Origin of the sequence: Flavobacterium cupriresistens, from assembly GCF_020911925.1 — a bacterium.
Taxonomy (GTDB): domain Bacteria; phylum Bacteroidota; class Bacteroidia; order Flavobacteriales; family Flavobacteriaceae; genus Flavobacterium; species Flavobacterium cupriresistens.
This window is the reverse complement of record NZ_CP087134.1, coordinates 5,210,951-5,230,140: the sequence shown is the minus strand read 5'-3', so window position 1 is coordinate 5,230,140 and position 19,190 is coordinate 5,210,951. Positions and strand designations below refer to the sequence as shown.

Below are 19,190 nucleotides of genomic sequence, written 5' to 3'. Positions count from 1 at the left end.
ATAAAAGACGGTTGCAAATTTACTGTTTTAAAATATATTAGCGTCAATTATAATGGATAAAGATAAAAAAAAGCACAATCGTAAAATTGTGCTTTGATTTTTATCGGTGATGAAAAAGGTGAAAATTATATTCTTCTTCCTTCGCCTCTTGAGCTCGATCCGCTTTCTCTTTGCGGCTGACTTCCTCTTGATTCCTGATTTGCTCTTGGAGATTCAGATCGTTGCGGAGCCTGTGCTCTTGAACTGTTTCCTCTGCTTTCTGAACCACCACTGTTGTTCGAGTAACTTCTTGGACTTTCGGTTCGCTGTGCCGGAGCAGTTCGGTTTGAATTTGCTCTGTTTTCGGAATAAGTTCTCGAATTGTTTTCGTTTGAACTTCTGTCAACTTGAGGTCGTGGTGTATTTTCTGTTCTTACCGGATTAGTTACAGTTGCTGAATTGGTTCTGTCGTAAGTGCCGCGATTCGAGTTATAATTTCTATCCGTGCCGGTTCTATCTGTGGCAGCTCTATTTGTATTAGTTCTGTCGCTATAAGTTCTGTCCGTACTGGTTCTGTCTGTACTAGTTCTATTTGTGTTAGACCTGTCTGTATAGGTTCTGTTGGTATTAGAACTTCTATTTTCAGTATAGTTTCTGTCTGAACCGGTACCTCTGCCTGTATTGGATCTGTTAGAGTCGTAACTATTTTGACTTCTGTTATAGTCTCTGCTGGCAACACGTCTTTGATCTAGTTCATATCTGTTGTTAACGTTCGAATGTCTTTGAGAAAAACTGTAATTCGGATGTCTGGTTTCGTAACCGTAAGAACGTCTTGTTTCGTATAATGCCGTTGCTCTGTAACTTCTTCTTTGGTTTACATAGTTGTAACGGTTGTTTACGTTGATATAAATGTTGACATTGTTTCTGTATCTGTAAATCGGGAATGGTCTCCAAGCCGAATAGTAGGTTGGGTAATAATTCCAATACCAAGTTGAGCAATACGGTCTGTAATTTGTGACCCAAAAAGAAGTGTAGATTATCGGAGTCACATTGTAAACCGGCTCGTAAATATAATTGGCTCCATATAAATACGAGTTCCCTACAATCTGAACCACAACTTTACTGGAGTTGTTTCGCTCTACATCAATTGTTGCAATATCCTGATAAACATCACGGTCAAGTACAGCCTGAATAATTACAACGTGAGTTCTGCCTTCTACAGATTCGATAACACGTAAATAATCAACCTGATCATCATCGTTTAAGTCAAGATTCGAAATCTGATATTTTGGATCGTTTAAACGTCTCTCAAAATCCTGAAGATTTGCCGATTCTCCAAATATGGAAGCGACAGCTCTAAGATCTAAATTATCGCTTATATCTGAATTTTTTGCATAAACAGTAGTTTGATTTTGTGCCTGAATGCTACTAAAACCTAATGTTAGTAATGCTATAAAAAGTAATTTGGTTTTCATGACAAATCATATTAAGATTAATATTTGGAGGTATCCAATTACTGTGCCAGAAAAAAAAACAAAAGCTATTTTATATGTTATAAATAATTGTATTTTAGCAAGAAAAATAAATAATCGATATGAAAAAAGGGATCCTGTTTTTTAGTGCTTTTGTCTTGCTTGTGTCTTTTAAAACGTTGAATGACAACGATGAAGAAGTCGTAAATAGTGGTTTTACTTCAGTGCAAATAGAAACTTTAGTTCAGGATAAAATTAGTATTCGTGCCATTTCAATTGATAAAAACAAGGTGTGGTATGGAGCAGATAATTCCCGTTTTGGTTATTTTGATTTAGATAAAAAAGAAAAATTTGAAGATCGTATTTATCGGGATACTTTAAAGTTAGAGTTCCGAAGTATTGCTCAGACTTCAAAAAATGTTTTTTTATTAAGTGTCGCTAATCCGGCATTGTTGTATCAGGTTTCTAAAAAAACACTTAAGGTCAAATTAGTTTACAAGGAGATCAACCCAAAAGTGTTTTACGACAGCATGCAGTTCTGGAATGATAAAGAAGGAATTGCTATTGGCGACCCTATTGAAGATACTTTTTCGATTATTGTTACCCGTGACGGAGGCGAAACCTGGACCAAAATCCTTTCGGATAAATTACCAACAAATGCCAAGGGAGAAGCCGCTTTTGCAGCGAGTAATTCTAATATCGTAATTAAAGGAAATGATACCTGGTTGGTGTCCGGAGGTAAAAAAGCGCGCGTTTTTCATTCATCGGATAAAGGAAGAACCTGGAAAGTTGTGGATACGCCAATTGTTCAGGGAAAAACAATGACGGGTATTTTTACTGCCGATTTTTATGATTCTAAACATGGATTTGTTGCTGGGGGAGATTACGAACTTCCGGAGCAGAAAACGGATAATAAGGCCTTTACAAAAGACGGAGGGAAAACCTGGGAATTAACGGGACAGGATCAGGGATTTGGGTATGCTTCATGTGTGCAATACGTGCCGGGAAGTAATGCTAAAGAATTGGTTTGTGTAGGAGCTTCGGGAATTCAGTACTCTCAGGATGGTGGTACAAATTGGAAAGAATTGTCCAATGATACTAAACTCTTTACGATTCGTTTCATTAATAAAAACACAGCAATCGCGGCTGGTTATAATAAAATGGTCCGAATTCACTTTCTATAAAATAATAAGAACCCTAAATAATAAAGTAAGTATTATTATATAGGGTTCCTATCGCTGTTGTTTCTTGTGGGATTAGTTTTTCCCTGCTTTATCTCGATATTGTTTTAATAACTTTCGATTAAAATCATCTTCTGATTTTTTAAGCTTTAATATTTTTTTTGCCGAAAGAATCTTTTTAAGATTTGCGGAATACTTTTCGCGTAAAAGATACAATTCCTTATCGGTGCTTTCTATTTGAGAAAGTAGCGCGGCAGCTTCTTTTTCTGAAAGTGAATTGATGTTGTCATCGTCTAATTTACGAAGATACATTTTCATTTTATCATGACGTAATTCAAATTGTTTGTCGTCATAAGCATTATAAACAGGCCAGAATTTTTCTGCTTCTGTTGAAGTAAGTTCAAGTTCAGTAGTCAAAAATGAAACTTTGTAAGCCTTGATTTTTTCTCGTTTTTCGTCTGATTTATCGCTTTGTGCATAAAATGAAAAACTAACGAAAAATAGAAGTATTGGAAGTATATTTTTGATTTTCATATTTTTGAGTTTTTTGTTTTATTCTGAAATTAAATTTTCAATATTAGGATTGGTAGCCAGGACATCTTCAAGGGTTTCGTCTTCAAGAGCAACATTTTTGTTCAGAGATTCGATATCTTTTGTGTCAAGCTGATTAATTAAATCGTATTGGTTCAGATTAGACTGATAGGCCAAATAGGTTTCTAAGGTTTTTTCATCCAGTTCTTTTGATGTGTTTTTGTAATTGTTTACGATCGGAATCATAAGTGCAATAACAACAACGGCAGCTGCGAGTAGGGTGAGTACTTTTTTACGTTTATAAAACGGAATGACTTTTACTTCAGGCTCATTAATTTGCTGTAAAACTTTTGCCGAAAAATCATTAAAATAGTTTTCCGGAGTTTTAAATCCTGTTGTTATTTTCGGTTCGTTTTCTAGTTTAAATGCTTTCATAATGTCTGTAAGATAGGTTTTGTCACAAAAGGTTTAATTTGTTGTGACATATAATTCAATTTTTTTTACCGCATGATGGTAAGATGCTTTTAGGGCGCCTACCGAAGTGCCCAGAATTTCTGCAATTTCTTCGTACTTCAATTCTTCAAAATATTTCATTTTAAATACCAATTGCTGTTTTTCAGGTAGCGTTACGATCGCTTTCTGAAGTTTTATCTGAATATCATCTCCGTCATAATAAACGTCGGCTTTTAAATTGTCGATTGTTTTATTTTGAAGAGCCTCAGAGGTTATACCGTTCAGTTTTGCTTTTTGATTCAGGAAAGTCAAAGCTTCATTGGTTGCAATGCGGTACATCCACGAAAAAAGTTTGCTTTCTCCTTTAAAGTTTTTTAGATATTGAAAAACTTTAACAAAAGTATTTTGTAGCACATCATCGGTATCATCATGATTCAAAACAATGTTTCGAATATGAGAATACAAGGGTTTCTGATAATCAGACACGAGTTTTTGAAACGCTGTATTTTGCGTTTTAGGATTTAATAATTGTGCTATAAATTCCTTCTCGTCTGTCAAGCTTTTGGTTTATATCTTGTTAGAATGAATTTAAAAGAAAAGGTTTAATCTGCCTCTGTTATTTTTTTAGAATTCTGATTGTTCTTCTTCTGTAGATGTTGCCGGTGTTGCCGGTTTTTGTGGTTCTGTAGTTGCTTCAGTCCTTGGTCTGTAAACAGGAGTTGCAACAGGAACAACTTTAGGTTTTGTTGGGAAATAAATCTCCGTCATTAGTTTTGACGGGCTTTTTACATCTAGTTTATTAATCGTCAGGATTTCAAGATGTGACCAGCTTAATTCGGGAACGATTTTCTCGTTGTTTATAAAAGCTTTTGCTTTGGCAATTGCTTCGCTGGTGTGTGAGTAGTCTCCTGTAAGAGTTGTTTTTACAGCTTCAAAACCATTAAGTTTTCCCGATAGTATATCACTGCCAGCGCTGATGGAAATATCTCTGTTTATAGGTAAACAAATCGATATTTTGGCTAAACCGGTTGCTGTATCATAAGTATGGTAAATGATAAAAGGTTTTCCGTTAGTAAGTAAACCGTTTGTTTTGCTGAATTGTATAAGCTTTGGAATTACAACACGGGCATTTTTATTTACTTTTTGAATTTCGCTTGTAAAAGTTTGTTTGATGTAGGAAGTCTCCGTTTTTTTAACAACGCCATTAACTTTAATGGTATACGTTTTTGTTTCGTAATCTAAGTTTTTGTCAATATTTACAAGACTTTTTTCGTACATAGTTCCAATGACATTATCAGAACCACCATTTATAGAGGTGTAAATTTTAAATAGGAAACTCATTGTTCCTTTTGCTTTCCAGGTCACTTTTGTTTTACCCGCCAATGTATCTTTGAATGTCCAATTTACGTCAGCTTGCGTTCCGTCAAAGTTCATTTTTTGTTGAATGCTTTCTCCGTCTTTTGTTTTCAGGGTAATTGCATTTCCTTTTCCTTCGTTACCTTCCCAGGAAAAAGTGGCTCCGTTACCAATTGTTTTACTTGGAAAAGACATTCGCATCGTTGGATCTTCAACCGCCCATGATTCAAAATCTTCAAAATTTCTAAAATCATTTATGTAATTATAAACGGTATTTCTTGGTGAATTGATGACTTTGCTTCGTTCTATAGTAAAATCTCCTTTTTGAGTAGCTACAAAAACACTAAGGGCAACTAGGCTTAGTAACGCTAAAAGAAACAGATATTTTAAAATCTTCATTGGGTAGGTTATTTGGTGTCGTAAAGTTATAAATTTTCTGCTATTGCGGGGAATAGTACAGGAATTAAAACGATACTTTCGGATTATACTTCATTCAAAAAAAATAAAATGAACTCTTTTTTGAAAATGCTAAATGTAAATCTAACAGTAATTTATTTTTGATTTTTAAATATAAGAAAAAAATCGATACTTATCTTTTAAAAAAGAATTTGATCACAAACAGGATCACAATAAAAAGCAGGAAGGTGAGCAATACTTTGTAGTTTCCTTTGTAGAAAATTTTGTGTAATGCCAAATCTTTTCGATAAGCAAAAATCATTACGATTACGAATGCAATAAAAAAACAGACTGCGAATATTAATTGTCCTTGACTAAACATAGTTGAAATTATTTTTGGCAAATTTAGATAATTGTACACGAATAGTTACTAATTTGGTAGTTCATTTAATTAAATAAAATCATGAAGAAGCAAATAGATGCAGTTAAGGAATTTCATACTGCTTTTAAAATCGGACACAGTGAAACGCCAATTGCAGATTTGGGAGGAAACAAAAAACACCTTCGTTATAATTTGATGAAAGAAGAAAACGAAGAATATCTGGAAGCAGTTGAAAATAATGATCTCGTAGAAATTGCCGATGCGCTTGGAGATATGATGTACATTTTATGCGGAACGATTATCGAACACGGACTGCAAGATAAAATAGAAGCTGTTTTTGACGAAATCCAACGCAGTAATATGAGTAAATTAGGAGAAGACGGTCAGCCTATTTATCGCGAAGACGGAAAAGTGATGAAAGGGCCTAATTATTTTAAACCGGATTTTTCGAAACTTTTATAAAAAAAATTAAAAATTAAAAATTTAAAAAAAAAATAAACCCGACAGGTTCAAAAACCTGTCGGGTTTAAAATTAAAAATATTTTATTTATTGAACTTTAACAGTCCAGCCAAAAGTATCTTCAGAAAGTTTGTTTTGAAGACTTGTTAGTTTTTCTTTTAAAATAGAAGCATACGAATTTTCAACTGGAGTCATTTCATAGTAAGTATCCTGATAAGAGAATCCTTTGATTACGCTAATAACGGCAGCTGTACCGGCTCCGAAAATTTCTTTTAGAGATCCGTTTTTAGCCGCTTCTACCAATTCAGAAACGATAACCGGGCGAACATCTACATTAAGACCTTCTTTTTCTGCCATAGCAATTAAACTTTTTCTGGTAATACCATCCAAAATTCTTTCGCTGGTTGGAGCAGTCAATAAAGTGTCGTTTATTCTAAAGAACACGTTCATTGTTCCGGCTTCTTCCAATTTAGTATGTGTGGCATCATCTGTCCAGATTACTTGTTGGAAACCGTCTTTGTTTGCCAGATTAGTTGGGTAGAACTGAGCAGCATAATTTCCGGCCGCTTTTGCAGCACCGATTCCACCATTTGCAGCTCTACTGTAGTGCTCCGCGATAATTACTTTTACTTCACCTGAGTAATACGATTTTGCAGGAGATAATAAAATCATGAATTTATATTCGTCAGATGGATTTGCAATAACACCTGCTCCGGTTGCAATCATAAAAGGACGGATGTACATACTACTTCCGTTTCCTTTTTGAATCCATTCCTGATCTAATTTTAATAGTTCATTTAAACCATCCATAAAAACAGCTTCAGGAACTTCCGGCATTGCCATACGTACTGCAGAATTGTTAAAACGTTTGAAGTTTTCATCAGGTCTGAACAACCAAATATCATTATTGTCATCTTTGTAAGCTTTCATGCCTTCAAAAATAGCCTGACCATAGTGGAAGACTTTTGAAGAAGGGTCCATCAGAATAGGAGCGTATGGCTTAATGACAGGATTTTGCCACTGACCGTCTTTAAAATCACATTCAAATAAATGGTCTGTAAAAACAGCACCAAAGCTTAGGTTTTCAAAATCAACTCCGCTTATTTTCGATGAAGTAGCTTTTCTGATTTCAATTTTGCTTGTTTGAGTTGTACTCATAATAATGTAAAGTTTTTTATGTAATTGCATCACTATAGAATGAACTACGGTAATGTTTTGGTATAAATAGATTTTATTAAATGCAAAATTAAGGAAAAATATATAATTTGCTTAGTATAACTGCATTAATTGCCGCGTTTAACTGAGATTTATCTATCTTTTAATAAACTGAAATAATTGGCATAGTTTTGTAAAGAATTTATGAAAAAACTCTCATTTTTTATGACTTTACGCAGTTGTTTTGACTAAATTTGACTCCGAAAATCGCTTGAAAATCAGCGATATTGTATGATAAACGGTTTAAAAGGTGAAAAGAGAAATAATTAAAACGCTAGATGGCTCAACCACAATTCATTTGCAGGAATGGGATGAATGTTATCACTCGAAGCATGGTGCAATTCAGGAAGCGAAACATGTGTTTATAAAAAACGGACTTTCCTTGTTTGAAGATAAAGCGGTCAGTATTCTTGAAATTGGTTTTGGTACAGGATTGAATGCCTTTATTACTTTTTTGGAATCGGCCCAAAAGCAACAGAAAATAAACTATGTTGGAGTAGAGGCTTACCCGGTTGAAGCAAAAGAAGTTTTAGAAATGAATTATGTTTCCGAATTGGAAGCAGATCAGTATGTTGCCGTTTTTGAAAAAATGCATGAATGCGAATGGAATGCAGAAGTTGAAATCAGCGCTGATTTTACGTTAACCAAAAGGAAACAATTTTTTGATGAAATAAACGATTTTGAAATTTTTGATTTGATTTACTTTGATGCCTTCGGATATCGGGTGCAACCGGAGCTTTGGAGTACCGAAATTTTTCAGAAAATGTACAATAGTTTAAAGCCAAATGGCGTTTTAGTAACATACGCTGCTCGCGGAGTTGTTAAAAGAAGTATGATTTCTGTTGGATTTACGGTGGAGAAGTTAGCGGGGCCACCGGGAAAAAGAGAAATGTTCAGGGCTTTTAAAAAGGTTTAAATGAGTTGTTTAGAATGATTCTATATTGATTTATATGTAATAAGAAAACGTATTAGTTGATAAAGTTTTTAAAAAAATAAGTTAAAATATACCATTCGACCTGATATTTGTTTAAATTTGTTGCGAGTTTAAAAATAGAGATAACCCCCAAAAATCTTATTTTATTATGTCTAAAATGATGTTTGATTACACGAAATCAATACTTGAGAGAGTAAGTTTCGATCCGATACTTTTCTGTAAGGAATTAGAGAAAGCTATCAAAACACTGTTACCGTACGAAATGGAACAATTACAAGAATGGTTATTAAATTTCATTATTGAGAAACCAGAATTAAAACAAAGTCTACTACTAATTAAAGTATAAAAGAAAAGGAGCCAATTGGCTCCTTTTTTATGCGCTTATTTTTTTTGTAGCGGGCTGATGATTTGAACATTCTGAAAAACAATTGCTCCCTTTACAACACCTGCGATTGTAGATCTGAGGGCGTCAATGATTTGCATTTTTAATTCGCTTTTCGGGTAAATTAAACTTACCTCACGAGCTGGTTTTGGTTCCTTAAAGTTACGAAGTTTCAGTTTATCGGAATCTTTTAAGTCTAAGGTGTGCAAGTACGGAAGTAACGTTGTACCAAGGCCTTCGTCTGCCAATTTTATCAGGGTTTCAAAACTCCCACTTTGAATCTGAAAATTGGTCTGATCGATGTCAGATCCATTTTTGCATAAATTCAAAATCCCGTCTCTAAAGCAATGCCCGTCTTGTAAAAGTAAAATTTCATTCAGATTTAAGTCGGCTACCTCAATTTCGGTTTTCTCAAAGCTGGCGTGATGTTCTGGTATGTACGCTACGAAGGGTTCGAAATACAAAACGATTTCTTTAATTTTTTCATCCTCAAGTGGTGTCGCGGCAATAGCAGCATCCAGATGACCATTTTTTAGTTTTAGAATAATTTCATCTGTGTTTAGCTCTTCAATAAGAAGTTTTACTTTTGGATATTTCTTAATGAAATTGTTTAAAAACATGGGCAACAGCGTTGGCATAATGGTTGGAATGATCCCTAAACGAAATTCACCGCCAATAAAACCCTTTTGTTGTTCTACAATATCCTTTATTCTGTCGGCTTCATTTACAATATTCTTGGCCTGATTTACAATTTTATGACCAATATCAGTAAGTTGGATTGGTTTTTTACTTCTGTCGAAAATTAAAATGTTAAGTTCTTCTTCGATTTTTTGAATCTGCATACTTAATGTAGGCTGCGTTACAAAACACTTCTCGGCTGCAAGAGTGAAATTTTTATGCTCGGCAACAGCTAACACATATTGTAATTGAGTGATCGTCATTTTGATAGTATTTTTTGATACAAAAATAATAAAATATAATTTTTATTGATATAAAATTTAAAGAACTTACAATAAATTTGTAGTAAATTAGTGTAAAAATAAGGATTATGAAAACAAATATTTTAGGATTACCTGTAAAAGAGTCGGAATTATTAGTAAAAGAATTAAATGTGTTGTTAGCCAATTTTCAGGTGTATTATCAAAATTTACGAGGGATTCATTGGAATATTCGTGGGAAACGTTTTTTTGATTTGCATGTGAAATTTGAAGAATTGTATACAGATGCTCAATTAAAAATAGATATGATTGCAGAAAGAGTTTTGACAATAGGAGGGACTCCTTTGCATACTTTTGAAGATTATATCAAAAACAACAAATTAACAGTTGGAAAAAACATCTCGAATGATGAAAAGGCAGTTCATTTGATTGTACATTCGTTATCAGATTTATTAAAAATTGAAAGAGAAATCCTTAGTCAGTCCGGTGAAATCAATGACGAAGGGACCAATTCTATGATGAGTGATTTCATTGCAGAGCAAGAAAAAACAATCTGGATGATGAATGCCTGGTTGGAAGAATCATTATAAATAGTTAATTATAAATGGATTAAAATCAGAATGACGGATTGCTGTCATTCTGATTTTTTAATAATGTTAAATTTCTATAAAATTTTTGCCTTCTCGCTTTGATTTTATTCGTTTAACGCTATTTTTGCCACAATGAAATTAATCGCTCGCATATTACTATTTCTATTTATTGCTTTTTTGGCAACACCAACAATTGTTTGTGTGCTAAAGAAAGGTAGTGATACGTGCGTAACTTTCAGTTGCTCTGAAGAAGAGCAATCACACAAAGAACTTAAAGCAGCTGTTTACGCGGCTATATTTCAGCATGAATTGGTTATGCCGGTTTTTAATGAATCAAAAAATATAGTATCCGGTAATATTGTCGAATTAGATAATATTTCTCCGAGTATATTTGCTCCACCACCCAACTTGGCATAATACTTCCGATTATTTTAAACGAACTGTATTTATAGATAAATGCAGTTGCTCTTTAATGTATCAATTCTTAGTATTGTATTATGACAAAAAAAATCAATCTTTTTGCCAATCTTAAATCTGATTTTGCGTCAGGTTTAGTGGTCTTTTTAGTGGCTCTTCCATTGTGTTTAGGTATCGCAATGGCGTCTGGAGCTCCTTTGTTTTCCGGAATTATCTCGGGTGTTATCGGTGGTATCGTGGTTGGTTATTTAAGCCAATCTCATATTAGTGTTTCGGGGCCGGCAGCTGGTTTAACAGCTATTATTTTAACAGCTATTACCGATTTTGGCGCTTTCGATGTGTTTTTACTGTCTGTTTTTATTGCCGGATTAATTCAATTGGCATTAGGATTTTTAAAAGCCGGAAGTATTTCAAATTATTTTCCAACAAATGTTATCGAAGGAATGTTAGCCGGTATCGGAATCATTATCATCTTAAAACAAGTGCCACACGCTTTTGGTTACGATGCTGATTTTGAAGGAGACCAGGCTTTTATTCAAAACGACGGGAGCAATACCTTCTCGTTTTTATTCGATATATTAAATCATATTCAGTTAGGAGCGGTAGTGGTTTCTTTGGTTTCTCTGGTGATCTTAATTTCATGGGATAAGATTTCGTTTTTAAAGAATCTTAAATTGATTCCGGGGGCGCTTGTTGCTGTTGTTGCGGGTGTTGTCTTAAACGAAATTTTTGTTTCTTCAGGAAGTTCATTAGCCATTACAAAAGAACACTTGGTTTCTTTACCGGTTCCAAAGTCTTTTGATGAATTCAAATCTATTTTAATTTTGCCAAACTTTGCTGCGGTATCGAATCCTCAGGTTTGGGTTGTGGCGTTAACAATTGCTATTGTAGCGTCTATTGAAACATTGTTATGTATTGAAGCCGCTGACCGAATGGATGTTCAGAAGCGTTATACTAATACCAATGTAGAGCTTAGAGCACAGGGAATTGGTAATATATTAAGTTCACTTTTAGGTGGTTTGCCAATGACATCAGTTGTGGTGAGATCTTCTGCAAATAATAACGCAGGAGCAAAATCTAAAATGTCAGCCATCATTCATGGTGTGCTTTTGTTACTTAGTGTTTTGTCTATTCCAACAATTTTAAATAAAATTCCGTTAGCGACTTTAGCAACCGTTTTGATTTTGGTTGGATATAAATTAGCGAAACCGGCAACATTTAAACATTTCTGGGAAAAAGGTAAATACCAGTTTGTTCCTTTTATTGCGACATTAGTGTTTGTCGTAGCAACAGATTTACTTAAAGGAGTTGCTCTGGGAATTGTAATCAGTATTATTTTTGTATTGAGAGGAAATTTAAAAAGAGCTTACAGTTTCAAAAAAGAAGAATACGAAGACGGAGATGTTATTCATATAGATTTGGCTCAGGAGGTTTCCTTCTTAAATAAGGCAGCAATCAAATCAACATTGAATGAAATTCCTGAAAATTCTAAAGTAATTATTAATGCACACGATACAGAGTATATTGCACATGACGTTTTAGATTTAATTCGCGAATTTAAAGGGACACGTGCTGTTGATCAAAATATCAAAGTAAAACTTAAAGGCTTTAAAGAAGCTTACGAGTTAGAAAATTCACCGGATATCAATAATCATGTATCTATCGAACATTATTATGATGTTGCTAAGAGAACGATGGTGAAAAAAGAGGTTGCAAACGAAGATTCTAAAAAATAAAAATAAATTAATTGAGGTATTTCTGAAATGAAAGAAGTATCGAAATTAAGCTGCCGTTCGGTAAAATTATTTTTGATACCTTTAATCAAGTTAGAAATACTAACTAAAAACGAAACAAAAAATGAAAGATTTTTATAAGCAAATATTAGAAAACAATAAAGAGTGGGTTGAGAAATCATTAGCATTAGACCCTAATTTTTTTGCAGATTTAGCCAAAGGACAAACTCCGCCATTATTATGGATCGGATGTTCTGATAGCCGTGTTCCTGCTAATGAAATTATCGGTGCTAAACCGGGAGAAGTTTTTGTACACAGAAACATTGCCAATATGGTCGTTCACTCTGATATGAATATGTTGAGCGTTCTGGATTATGCAGTAAACGTGCTAAAAGTGAAACACGTTATTGTTTGCGGACATTACGGTTGTGGTGGTGTAAAAGCGGCTATGGGGAATCAATCTGTTGGAATTATCGACAACTGGATTCGTCATATTAAAGACGAATACCGTTTACATGACAAATATTTAAATTCGATTGTAGATGAAACAGAGCGTTTTAATGCTTTTGTAGAAATCAATGCTAAAGAGCAGGTTTACAACTTAGCTAAAACGTCAATCGTTCAAGGAGCCTGGAAAAATGGTCAGGACCTAACACTTCACGGATGGGTTTACGGTTTAAATTCCGGTTTCGTAACGGATTTGAATGTAAATATTAGTTCGAATGAAGAATTAGATGATGTTTATCAGTTAAACAATCTTTAAGAAATAGAAAATCGCCTCAAAAGGGCGATTTTTTTTATTCATTTTCGTCTAAATTTTCATTAAAAGCCGAAGGCAATAAAGTTGGAATAAACTTGATTAAAATCGGTAATAACAAACTTCCGCCCGGAAGTAAAAAGATAGTTAAGGACGGAATTGTTTTACAAATATCCAGCAGTTGTTTTTTTACCTTTTTCTTTTCTTTGGCATCCAGATCTCTTGTTGTAGAATACGCCAACAGAATCATCAATTCTTTGCTTTGAACGATTTCCTTAACCAATCTGTTTTTGTTCCTTACAATTAGTTTTACAACAGTGTGTGTCATCTGATCGTAAAAATGCTTTACCGGATTAGAGTAATTAAAGTATGGGATTTTCTTTTTATGAGTCGTAATAAAGGTGTTGGTTGTTGTGATGCTTGTCGTTACAAAAGCATCAGAAACTCCCATCATTGATCCTAAGGAATGTAGAAAATAAGCTTCTTCGTTTTCTACGACACCATCGCTCCAAAGTGCCATTCCGGCCATGTCAATTAAATAGTACTGCTCCAGTTTGTTATTAAAATAATCCAATTGCAGTGTCTCTAACGTGTCTACTGTAACTTTTGAAAATTTGGAATAACGGATAGAAGCTTCAAACAATTTAATCAATAAATCGTCATGCTGTGATTTAACGGTTTTGGTTTTTAAGGCTAAAGCCACAATACCCAGAACGGTCTCTTCAATTCGTTTTAAATATTTTTCAGGAATTTCGCCATGTGCTAAATATTGTCTGAAAGCCAGTACATCAATAAACAATAGGGCATTGGTTACCAGATGCGAAAAGTTTTTACTAATAATGCTGTCATTCGTCTGAACGCGCTGATCGATTATGTTTTCTAAGGCTAAAGAAGGGGTGTCTTTTGGAAGTAAAATTTTAAACAAACTAAATCCTTCGGGATTCATTTCTTTGTAGAATTTTAAAACTTCCGCTATAAAATTGTTAGGTTCAGAACTTCTCTTTTCTAAACAATACATATTGTATAAGGTGTTTAAAAGCGCAACTTTAGAAATTTCGGTTTTAAACCAGCCTTGTATCGCAACAGGAATTTGAGAATTAATAGAAATGATATGGCCATAAATAAAGCCCGTTTCTCTGACTTTATTATAGAACGAATCCACCGTCTCAAAAGGGATTGCTTCTGAGAACTTCTGTTCGCTAAAAAATTTATCTATCCAGCCTGATGCCGATGGGTTAATCATTAACTTTAGTTTGAGGCTACAAAGCTATATTTTTTTCTGACGTTAAGATTAATTTTAAATGAAATAACCACTAGATTTTGTTAAATGTAGTGGTTATCGTGTTTTTTACTTTATGATTCCGGAACAGGCGACTCTGGCTCCTGCATTTCCTGCTGGCTGAGAGGTGAAATCATCAACTCCCTGATGCACGATTAAGCCTTTTCCCAGGATGTTTTTGGTTTCATCTTCACAACCAATACACCATTCATCAGTAGTCATTGTAATCGTTCCGTTTCCTTTTTCATCTGCGGTGAAGTTGCCGATATCGCCTTTGTGATATTCGCCAACACCCCATTTACCATGTTTCTTAAAAGTGGGGTTCCAGTGACCTCCTGCAGAACTTCCGTCGGCAGCCGTACAATCTGATTTTTCATGAATGTGTATCGCATGTACTCCCGGTTTTAAACCCGACATTTTTGCAACAAAAGTTACTTTACCCTTTTTTTCTGTGAAAGTGGCAGTTCCGGTTACCGTACTGTTACTTTTTGGTTCCAATGCGATGGTCAGCGTTTTGGCATCATTTGATTTTGTACTTGTTTTACAACCAATGATTAAGGCTGTAATTATAGCGAAAGAGACAATTATTTTTTTCATGAAAGAGGCTTTTAAGTTTAATAGTAAGTAAAATTAACACAAAAGGACTGAATTAGGGGACTATAAAAGTTAAAAAAATCTAAAATTAAGGGTTGCAATTAAAGACAAGTTTTAAAGATATACCGAAAATATTGTTTAAATTCGTGTACACTTTAAAGAAAAATTCGCGAATACTGTTTTTATAATTGGTTAACTTTTAATACTTAACGTTATGAAAAAATATATTTCTGTTTTAGTTCTTTTTGGACTTATGCTAAGTTCATGCAATGTTTTTAAATGTAAAAAAGAAGATACTGCTTCTAAATTGGAAGGAACCTGGGAACTCAATTATATATCCGGGCCCAAAATAACTTTTGAGGGTTTGTACCCCAATGGAAAACCAACAATCAATTTTGATTTAAAGGAAAAACGGGTTTCAGGAAGCAACAGCTGCAATAATTTTAACGGTAAATTGAGTATTGACGGAAACAAAATTGATTTTACGCAACCCATGGCCGTTACAAAAAAAATGTGTACGAACAATCAGGGGGAACAGACTTTTATGAGCACCCTTCCTAAAATAACTTCGTATGATATTACGGATGAAGGGAAAACACTGCACTTCATTTCGGGCGATATCGCTATGATGCGATTTACCAAAAAATAAAAAAGTCTTCTTGTTTAAACACTATTAAATTCATTTTATGAAAAAGAAATTATCATTTTTATTGGTGTTATTAATCTTTATAACCAGCAATGGTTTCGCTCAGGAAAAAACGAAAAAACAGTTAAAAGCAGAAAGGGAACTTCAAAAGCAAAAAGAAACCGAAGCCCTGATTAATTCTAAAAATTTTGTTTTTGACGCAGAGAGAGCGAATCCGATGGGGTATAGAACGATCATTTTAGATTTCAATACTTATACGATGAAGGTTAGTGAAGAAAAAGTAAACTGTGATTTGCCTTATTTCGGACGTGGCTATAATGTGGCCTATGGCTCATCAGACGGGGGAATGAAATTTGAAGGAAAACCTGAAAATATTACAATTGAGAATAAGAAAAAAGGATACAACATCAAAATGACGGTAAAAGGGGAACGTGATGTTTATGTTCTTTTGTTTTCTGTATTTTATGATGGAGGAGCAAATGTGTCTATTAACAGCAATAACAGAGGCGTGATTTCGTATGACGGAAAGATCAGGGCTCCCAAAACAGAAGAGAATAAAAAATAGAGTTTTAGTTTGATTATTATGCCTTGAATCTATTCGTTTATGCCAAAAAAAGTTTTTCCTATTTTGTCTAAAAGACATCGTTTTGTAGTAGTACTATCTTTAATTTCATTTTCAATTTACAGTCAGGATTTAGAACCCAGAGTTTACGCCAACGTGGCCAAAGACCTTAATGTGGTTGCGGTTGGTTATGGTTTTATGGATGGAAATGTATTAACAGATCCATCGTTGCCTGTTAAGGATTTTACCATTAAGAGTCACAGTCTGGTCGGAAGTTATATCAGAACTTTTGGACTTGCGAACAAACTGGCGCGTGTACAGGTCTCCCTTCCATACACTTTTATGGACGGATCTCTGACGGCTACCAATGGTGCAGTTTTGACCGGAACCAGATCGGGTTTAGCAGACATGAAAGTGCGATTGGGAATCAATTTATTGGGGTCTCCGGCACTCGATAAAAAAGATTTTAAGGATTTTGAGCAAAAAACTATTTTGGGAGTCAGTTTAGTAACTTCGATTCCAACCGGAAAATACTACGATGATAAAAAGATTAATATAGGAACAAATCGTTGGGCTTTTAAACCTGAAATTGGAGTTTCCAGACGGTTTTCTCATTTCTATGCAGAAGCTTATGGTGGAATTTGGTTTTATACCAATAACAATGATTTTTTGGGTAAAAAATTAGAGCAAAAGCATACGTACAGTCTGCAGGGGCATGCAAGTTATTACTTTAAAAATAATATGTGGATTGGCTTTAATACTAACTGGTTTTTTGGCGGAAAAACAATCACAGACGGAGTTTCAGATGATAGCGAAATTGATAACTGGAGAGTAGGAGGGACTTTTGCCGCGCCCGTTGCAAAAGGCCAGTCCGTAAAATTACAATATCATGTCGGCGCCTATACCAATAATGGATTAAATTATTACGCCTTAACGCTTTCGTATCAATATTCCTTTTTTTAAGAACTATTAAACTTTACAATATCAAATTTTACAATTCACAATTGACATTTCACTATTAAACATTTAAATTATGAAAAAATTAATTCTTGTTTTCGTTATGTGTGTTTCGGCCTCTTGGGGTTATTCTCAATCTTCGTTTAAAGAAGATGTTGAGGTTTTGCAAAGTATTTACGGTAAATCTAAAGCTGATTTGGTAAAGCAATACATGAATTTATCTGATGCTCAAAATGTTGCTTTTACTAAAATTTATGATAAATACGAGGAGCAGCGTAATGCGCTTGGTCAGGCGAAATTTAAGCTAATAAATGATTATGCTGCAAATTACGAAACGCTTACAGATGAAAAAGCGGATGAATTAGCCAAAGGAACTTTGAAAAACCATATGAACTATGAGAAGTTGTATTGTAAAACGTACGGGCAAGCTAAAAAAGCCGTTGGAGCAATTAATGCAGCAAAATTTATTCAGTTAGAAGTTTATCTGCAAACGATCATTAAAGCCGAGATTTTGGAGGCAATTCCTTTTATTGGGGAATTAGATAAGAGCAAAATTAAGTAATAATATATCGAGTGTATTTTGTTTAACGCTTAAAAGTATAGTCCGCATGGATCGTAGAAACGTTTTACTTAAAAAGAAGCAACATAAGAACTATGTGGGGAAATTATGATTTTCTGGAAACGTTTTAAAGATTTAATTCCAAATCTATGTCTCTATGTGTTAAGTAGTATTTATGCAGGTTAACGCTTGGCTACAAATAGAAAGGGGTGTTATTTTGAAAATAACGCCCCTTTTTTTTGCTTTACAGCTAGTTTATTTAGCAGTTTTAACTTCATAAATGGTATTAACCAATCCATCACGAGGAGTGTCTAAAGGAAGTTCCCAGAACATAACTCCACCTAATTTTTTAGCTTTTGCATATTCCGCTTTAGCTTTTATAGAAGTAACATTGTCTCCGGTTGCAAATGTTTTTTCTTTTTCGTTGTACCAATAAGCCGCTTTTGCTTTGTCATCCCAAAAGTATTTCCATCCGTTAGCTTCTGTATAAGTTGTAGCATAATTTTTGAAAGAAACTCCTTGAATATGTACTCCCGGTTGATATAGACCATTGTTTACATTTGCAACCTCTTTCCATGTTCTCGTATAAAAAGCACCACCAATCACTAGTTTTTCTGCCGGAATGCCTAGTTTTAGTAGATACTCAACCGCTCGGTCTGTAGATTCCTCTTTCGGGTTAGTGCTATATAAAGGCGTATGATGCCCCGTAACAGTAGCATATCCATTTACTAAATCGTAACTCATGATGTTTACACGATTTACCAATGGCATCACTTTTTTCCATTCTACAGATTCGTCCAGATATTTTTGGAAGCCCCCTGCAGCAAAACTCAGGTCGTATTTTTTTCCTAAAGTACTGCGCAAAATTTTGATTAGTTCCGTAAAATTAGTTTTATCAGCAGGTTGGTATAAATGCCCCGGAAGTCCTTCAATGGCTGGATATTCCCAATCTAAATCTAAACCGTCTACTTTGAAATAATCACTGAGTTCTTTTACAGATTTAGCAAAAAGGAGTCTTCCTTCAGCAGTTGAAAATGCTGCTGAACAAGGTTCGCAACCAGACCAGCCACCAAGAGATAAAAGCACTTTTAGTTGCGGATTGGAAGCTTTTAAGGAAACCAAATGTTTGATTGTGACAGAATCTTTTGGAGTGTCAACGCTTAATTTTCCTTCTTTTAAATGGCAAAAACTAAAAATAATTTGATTTAGCTTGCTTATTTCATATTCGTTGATTAATTTGTCATCGCCTGTATAATACGCGATGATGTCCATCTTTTTATTTTTTTGCGCAAAAGTAGATATCGTACAGCTACACAATAAAAAGAAAGCAATTAGATTGAGTTGTTTCATTTTTTGTTTTTTGAAGTTTTTAGAATGTTAAATATAGAACATTTAGGTTAAATTTTATTTTCCTCCT

The 19,190-nt window shown here is 34.2% G+C and carries 22 protein-coding genes; 12 read left to right on the top strand and 10 right to left on the bottom strand.

The genetic code is table 11. The annotated features are described in order from the left end of the window. Nucleotides 1-125 precede the first annotated feature (125 nt). Complete coding sequence (locus LNP23_RS20775; RefSeq protein ID WP_230002705.1) at nt 126-1,454, bottom strand: hypothetical protein; 1,329 nt, start codon at nt 1,452-1,454, stop codon at nt 126-128. Nucleotides 1,455-1,573: 119 nt separating this feature from the next. On the opposite strand from LNP23_RS20775, the gene LNP23_RS20770 reads away from it, so the two are divergent. Continuing rightward, the gene (locus LNP23_RS20770) at nt 1,574-2,635 is read left to right on the top strand and encodes a WD40/YVTN/BNR-like repeat-containing protein (RefSeq protein ID WP_230002704.1); all 1,062 of its coding nucleotides are present in this window, start codon (nt 1,574-1,576) and stop codon (nt 2,633-2,635) included. 72 nt (nt 2,636-2,707) lie between these two features. Here the strand turns inward: LNP23_RS20770 and LNP23_RS20765 are convergent, their stop codons facing one another. The 4 genes from LNP23_RS20765 to LNP23_RS20750 form a co-directional block, all read right to left on the bottom strand. Further along, nucleotides 2,708-3,166: a hypothetical protein gene (locus LNP23_RS20765; protein ID WP_047773726.1), complete on the bottom strand. Its 459-nt coding sequence runs from the start codon at nt 3,164-3,166 to the stop codon at nt 2,708-2,710. Between the two features lie 18 nt (nt 3,167-3,184). After that, entirely contained in the window at nt 3,185-3,598 is a 414-nt protein-coding gene (locus LNP23_RS20760) for a hypothetical protein (protein WP_230002703.1), read from the bottom strand. 33 nt (nt 3,599-3,631) lie between these two features. After that, nucleotides 3,632-4,174: an RNA polymerase sigma factor gene (locus LNP23_RS20755; protein ID WP_047773722.1), complete on the bottom strand. Its 543-nt coding sequence runs from the start codon at nt 4,172-4,174 to the stop codon at nt 3,632-3,634. A gap of 66 nt (nt 4,175-4,240) precedes the next feature. Further along, on the bottom strand, nt 4,241-5,371 hold the full coding sequence (locus LNP23_RS20750) for an SRPBCC family protein (protein WP_230002702.1): 1,131 nt from the start codon (nt 5,369-5,371) through the stop codon (nt 4,241-4,243). A 460-nt stretch (nt 5,372-5,831) separates the two neighbouring features. On the opposite strand from LNP23_RS20750, the gene LNP23_RS20740 reads away from it, so the two are divergent. Beyond that, nucleotides 5,832-6,212, top strand: coding sequence for a pyrophosphohydrolase domain-containing protein (locus LNP23_RS20740; RefSeq protein WP_047773717.1), 381 nt, complete (start codon nt 5,832-5,834; stop codon nt 6,210-6,212). 85 nt (nt 6,213-6,297) lie between these two features. Here LNP23_RS20740 and LNP23_RS20735 read toward each other — a convergent pair whose 3' ends face one another. Further along, complete coding sequence (locus LNP23_RS20735; protein WP_047773795.1) at nt 6,298-7,368, bottom strand: branched-chain amino acid aminotransferase; 1,071 nt, start codon at nt 7,366-7,368, stop codon at nt 6,298-6,300. Between the two features lie 307 nt (nt 7,369-7,675). Between LNP23_RS20735 and mnmC2 the strand changes: the two genes are divergently transcribed. Both mnmC2 and LNP23_RS20725 read left to right on the top strand, forming a co-directional pair. Further along, a complete protein-coding gene (mnmC2, locus tag LNP23_RS20730) occupies nt 7,676-8,341 on the top strand; it encodes a tRNA (5-methylaminomethyl-2-thiouridine)(34)-methyltransferase MnmC2 (RefSeq protein WP_047773716.1) in 666 nt (221 codons plus the stop codon). 166 nt (nt 8,342-8,507) lie between these two features. Next, complete coding sequence (locus tag LNP23_RS20725; RefSeq protein WP_017496117.1) at nt 8,508-8,705, top strand: hypothetical protein; 198 nt, start codon at nt 8,508-8,510, stop codon at nt 8,703-8,705. Nucleotides 8,706-8,740: 35 nt separating this feature from the next. Here the strand turns inward: LNP23_RS20725 and LNP23_RS20720 are convergent, their stop codons facing one another. Continuing rightward, nucleotides 8,741-9,682, bottom strand: coding sequence for a LysR substrate-binding domain-containing protein (locus LNP23_RS20720; RefSeq protein ID WP_047773714.1), 942 nt, complete (start codon nt 9,680-9,682; stop codon nt 8,741-8,743). Nucleotides 9,683-9,789: 107 nt separating this feature from the next. Between LNP23_RS20720 and LNP23_RS20715 the strand changes: the two genes are divergently transcribed. The 4 genes from LNP23_RS20715 to can all read left to right on the top strand — a co-directional run bounded on the left by LNP23_RS20715 (nt 9,790) and on the right by can (nt 13,182). Beyond that, nucleotides 9,790-10,269, top strand: a complete 480-nt coding sequence (locus LNP23_RS20715) for a Dps family protein (protein ID WP_047773712.1) — start codon at nt 9,790-9,792, stop codon at nt 10,267-10,269. A 132-nt stretch (nt 10,270-10,401) separates the two neighbouring features. Beyond that, the gene (locus LNP23_RS20710; protein ID WP_047773710.1) at nt 10,402-10,686 is read left to right on the top strand and encodes a BTB/POZ domain-containing protein; all 285 of its coding nucleotides are present in this window, start codon (nt 10,402-10,404) and stop codon (nt 10,684-10,686) included. 80 nt (nt 10,687-10,766) lie between these two features. Beyond that, nucleotides 10,767-12,422 carry a SulP family inorganic anion transporter gene (locus tag LNP23_RS20705; RefSeq protein ID WP_047773708.1) on the top strand — a complete coding sequence of 552 codons (1,656 nt, stop codon included), beginning with the start codon at nt 10,767-10,769 and terminating at the stop codon, nt 12,420-12,422. Between the two features lie 121 nt (nt 12,423-12,543). After that, a complete protein-coding gene (gene can, locus LNP23_RS20700; RefSeq protein WP_047773706.1) occupies nt 12,544-13,182 on the top strand; it encodes a carbonate dehydratase in 639 nt (212 codons plus the stop codon). A 34-nt stretch (nt 13,183-13,216) separates the two neighbouring features. Here the strand turns inward: can and LNP23_RS20695 are convergent, their stop codons facing one another. Both LNP23_RS20695 and LNP23_RS20690 read right to left on the bottom strand, forming a co-directional pair. After that, nucleotides 13,217-14,419, bottom strand: a complete 1,203-nt coding sequence (locus LNP23_RS20695) for an LETM1-related biofilm-associated protein (protein ID WP_230002701.1) — start codon at nt 14,417-14,419, stop codon at nt 13,217-13,219. A gap of 105 nt (nt 14,420-14,524) precedes the next feature. Next, on the bottom strand, nt 14,525-15,052 hold the full coding sequence (locus LNP23_RS20690; RefSeq protein WP_047773702.1) for a superoxide dismutase family protein: 528 nt from the start codon (nt 15,050-15,052) through the stop codon (nt 14,525-14,527). Between the two features lie 211 nt (nt 15,053-15,263). On the opposite strand from LNP23_RS20690, the gene LNP23_RS20685 reads away from it, so the two are divergent. The 4 genes from LNP23_RS20685 (at nt 15,264) to LNP23_RS20670 (ending at nt 17,776) form a co-directional block, all read left to right on the top strand. Next, entirely contained in the window at nt 15,264-15,698 is a 435-nt protein-coding gene (locus LNP23_RS20685; protein ID WP_230002700.1) for an META domain-containing protein, read from the top strand. 37 nt (nt 15,699-15,735) lie between these two features. Then, nucleotides 15,736-16,260 carry a DUF4251 domain-containing protein gene (locus tag LNP23_RS20680; RefSeq protein ID WP_230002699.1) on the top strand — a complete coding sequence of 175 codons (525 nt, stop codon included), beginning with the start codon at nt 15,736-15,738 and terminating at the stop codon, nt 16,258-16,260. Between the two features lie 39 nt (nt 16,261-16,299). After that, nucleotides 16,300-17,220: a transporter gene (locus LNP23_RS20675; RefSeq protein ID WP_230002698.1), complete on the top strand. Its 921-nt coding sequence runs from the start codon at nt 16,300-16,302 to the stop codon at nt 17,218-17,220. Between the two features lie 70 nt (nt 17,221-17,290). Beyond that, nucleotides 17,291-17,776: a hypothetical protein gene (locus LNP23_RS20670; protein WP_047773695.1), complete on the top strand. Its 486-nt coding sequence runs from the start codon at nt 17,291-17,293 to the stop codon at nt 17,774-17,776. 252 nt (nt 17,777-18,028) lie between these two features. Here LNP23_RS20670 and LNP23_RS20665 read toward each other — a convergent pair whose 3' ends face one another. Further along, complete coding sequence (locus LNP23_RS20665) at nt 18,029-19,123, bottom strand: glycoside hydrolase family 18 protein (RefSeq protein WP_047773693.1); 1,095 nt, start codon at nt 19,121-19,123, stop codon at nt 18,029-18,031. Between the last annotated feature and the right edge of the window lie 67 nt (nt 19,124-19,190).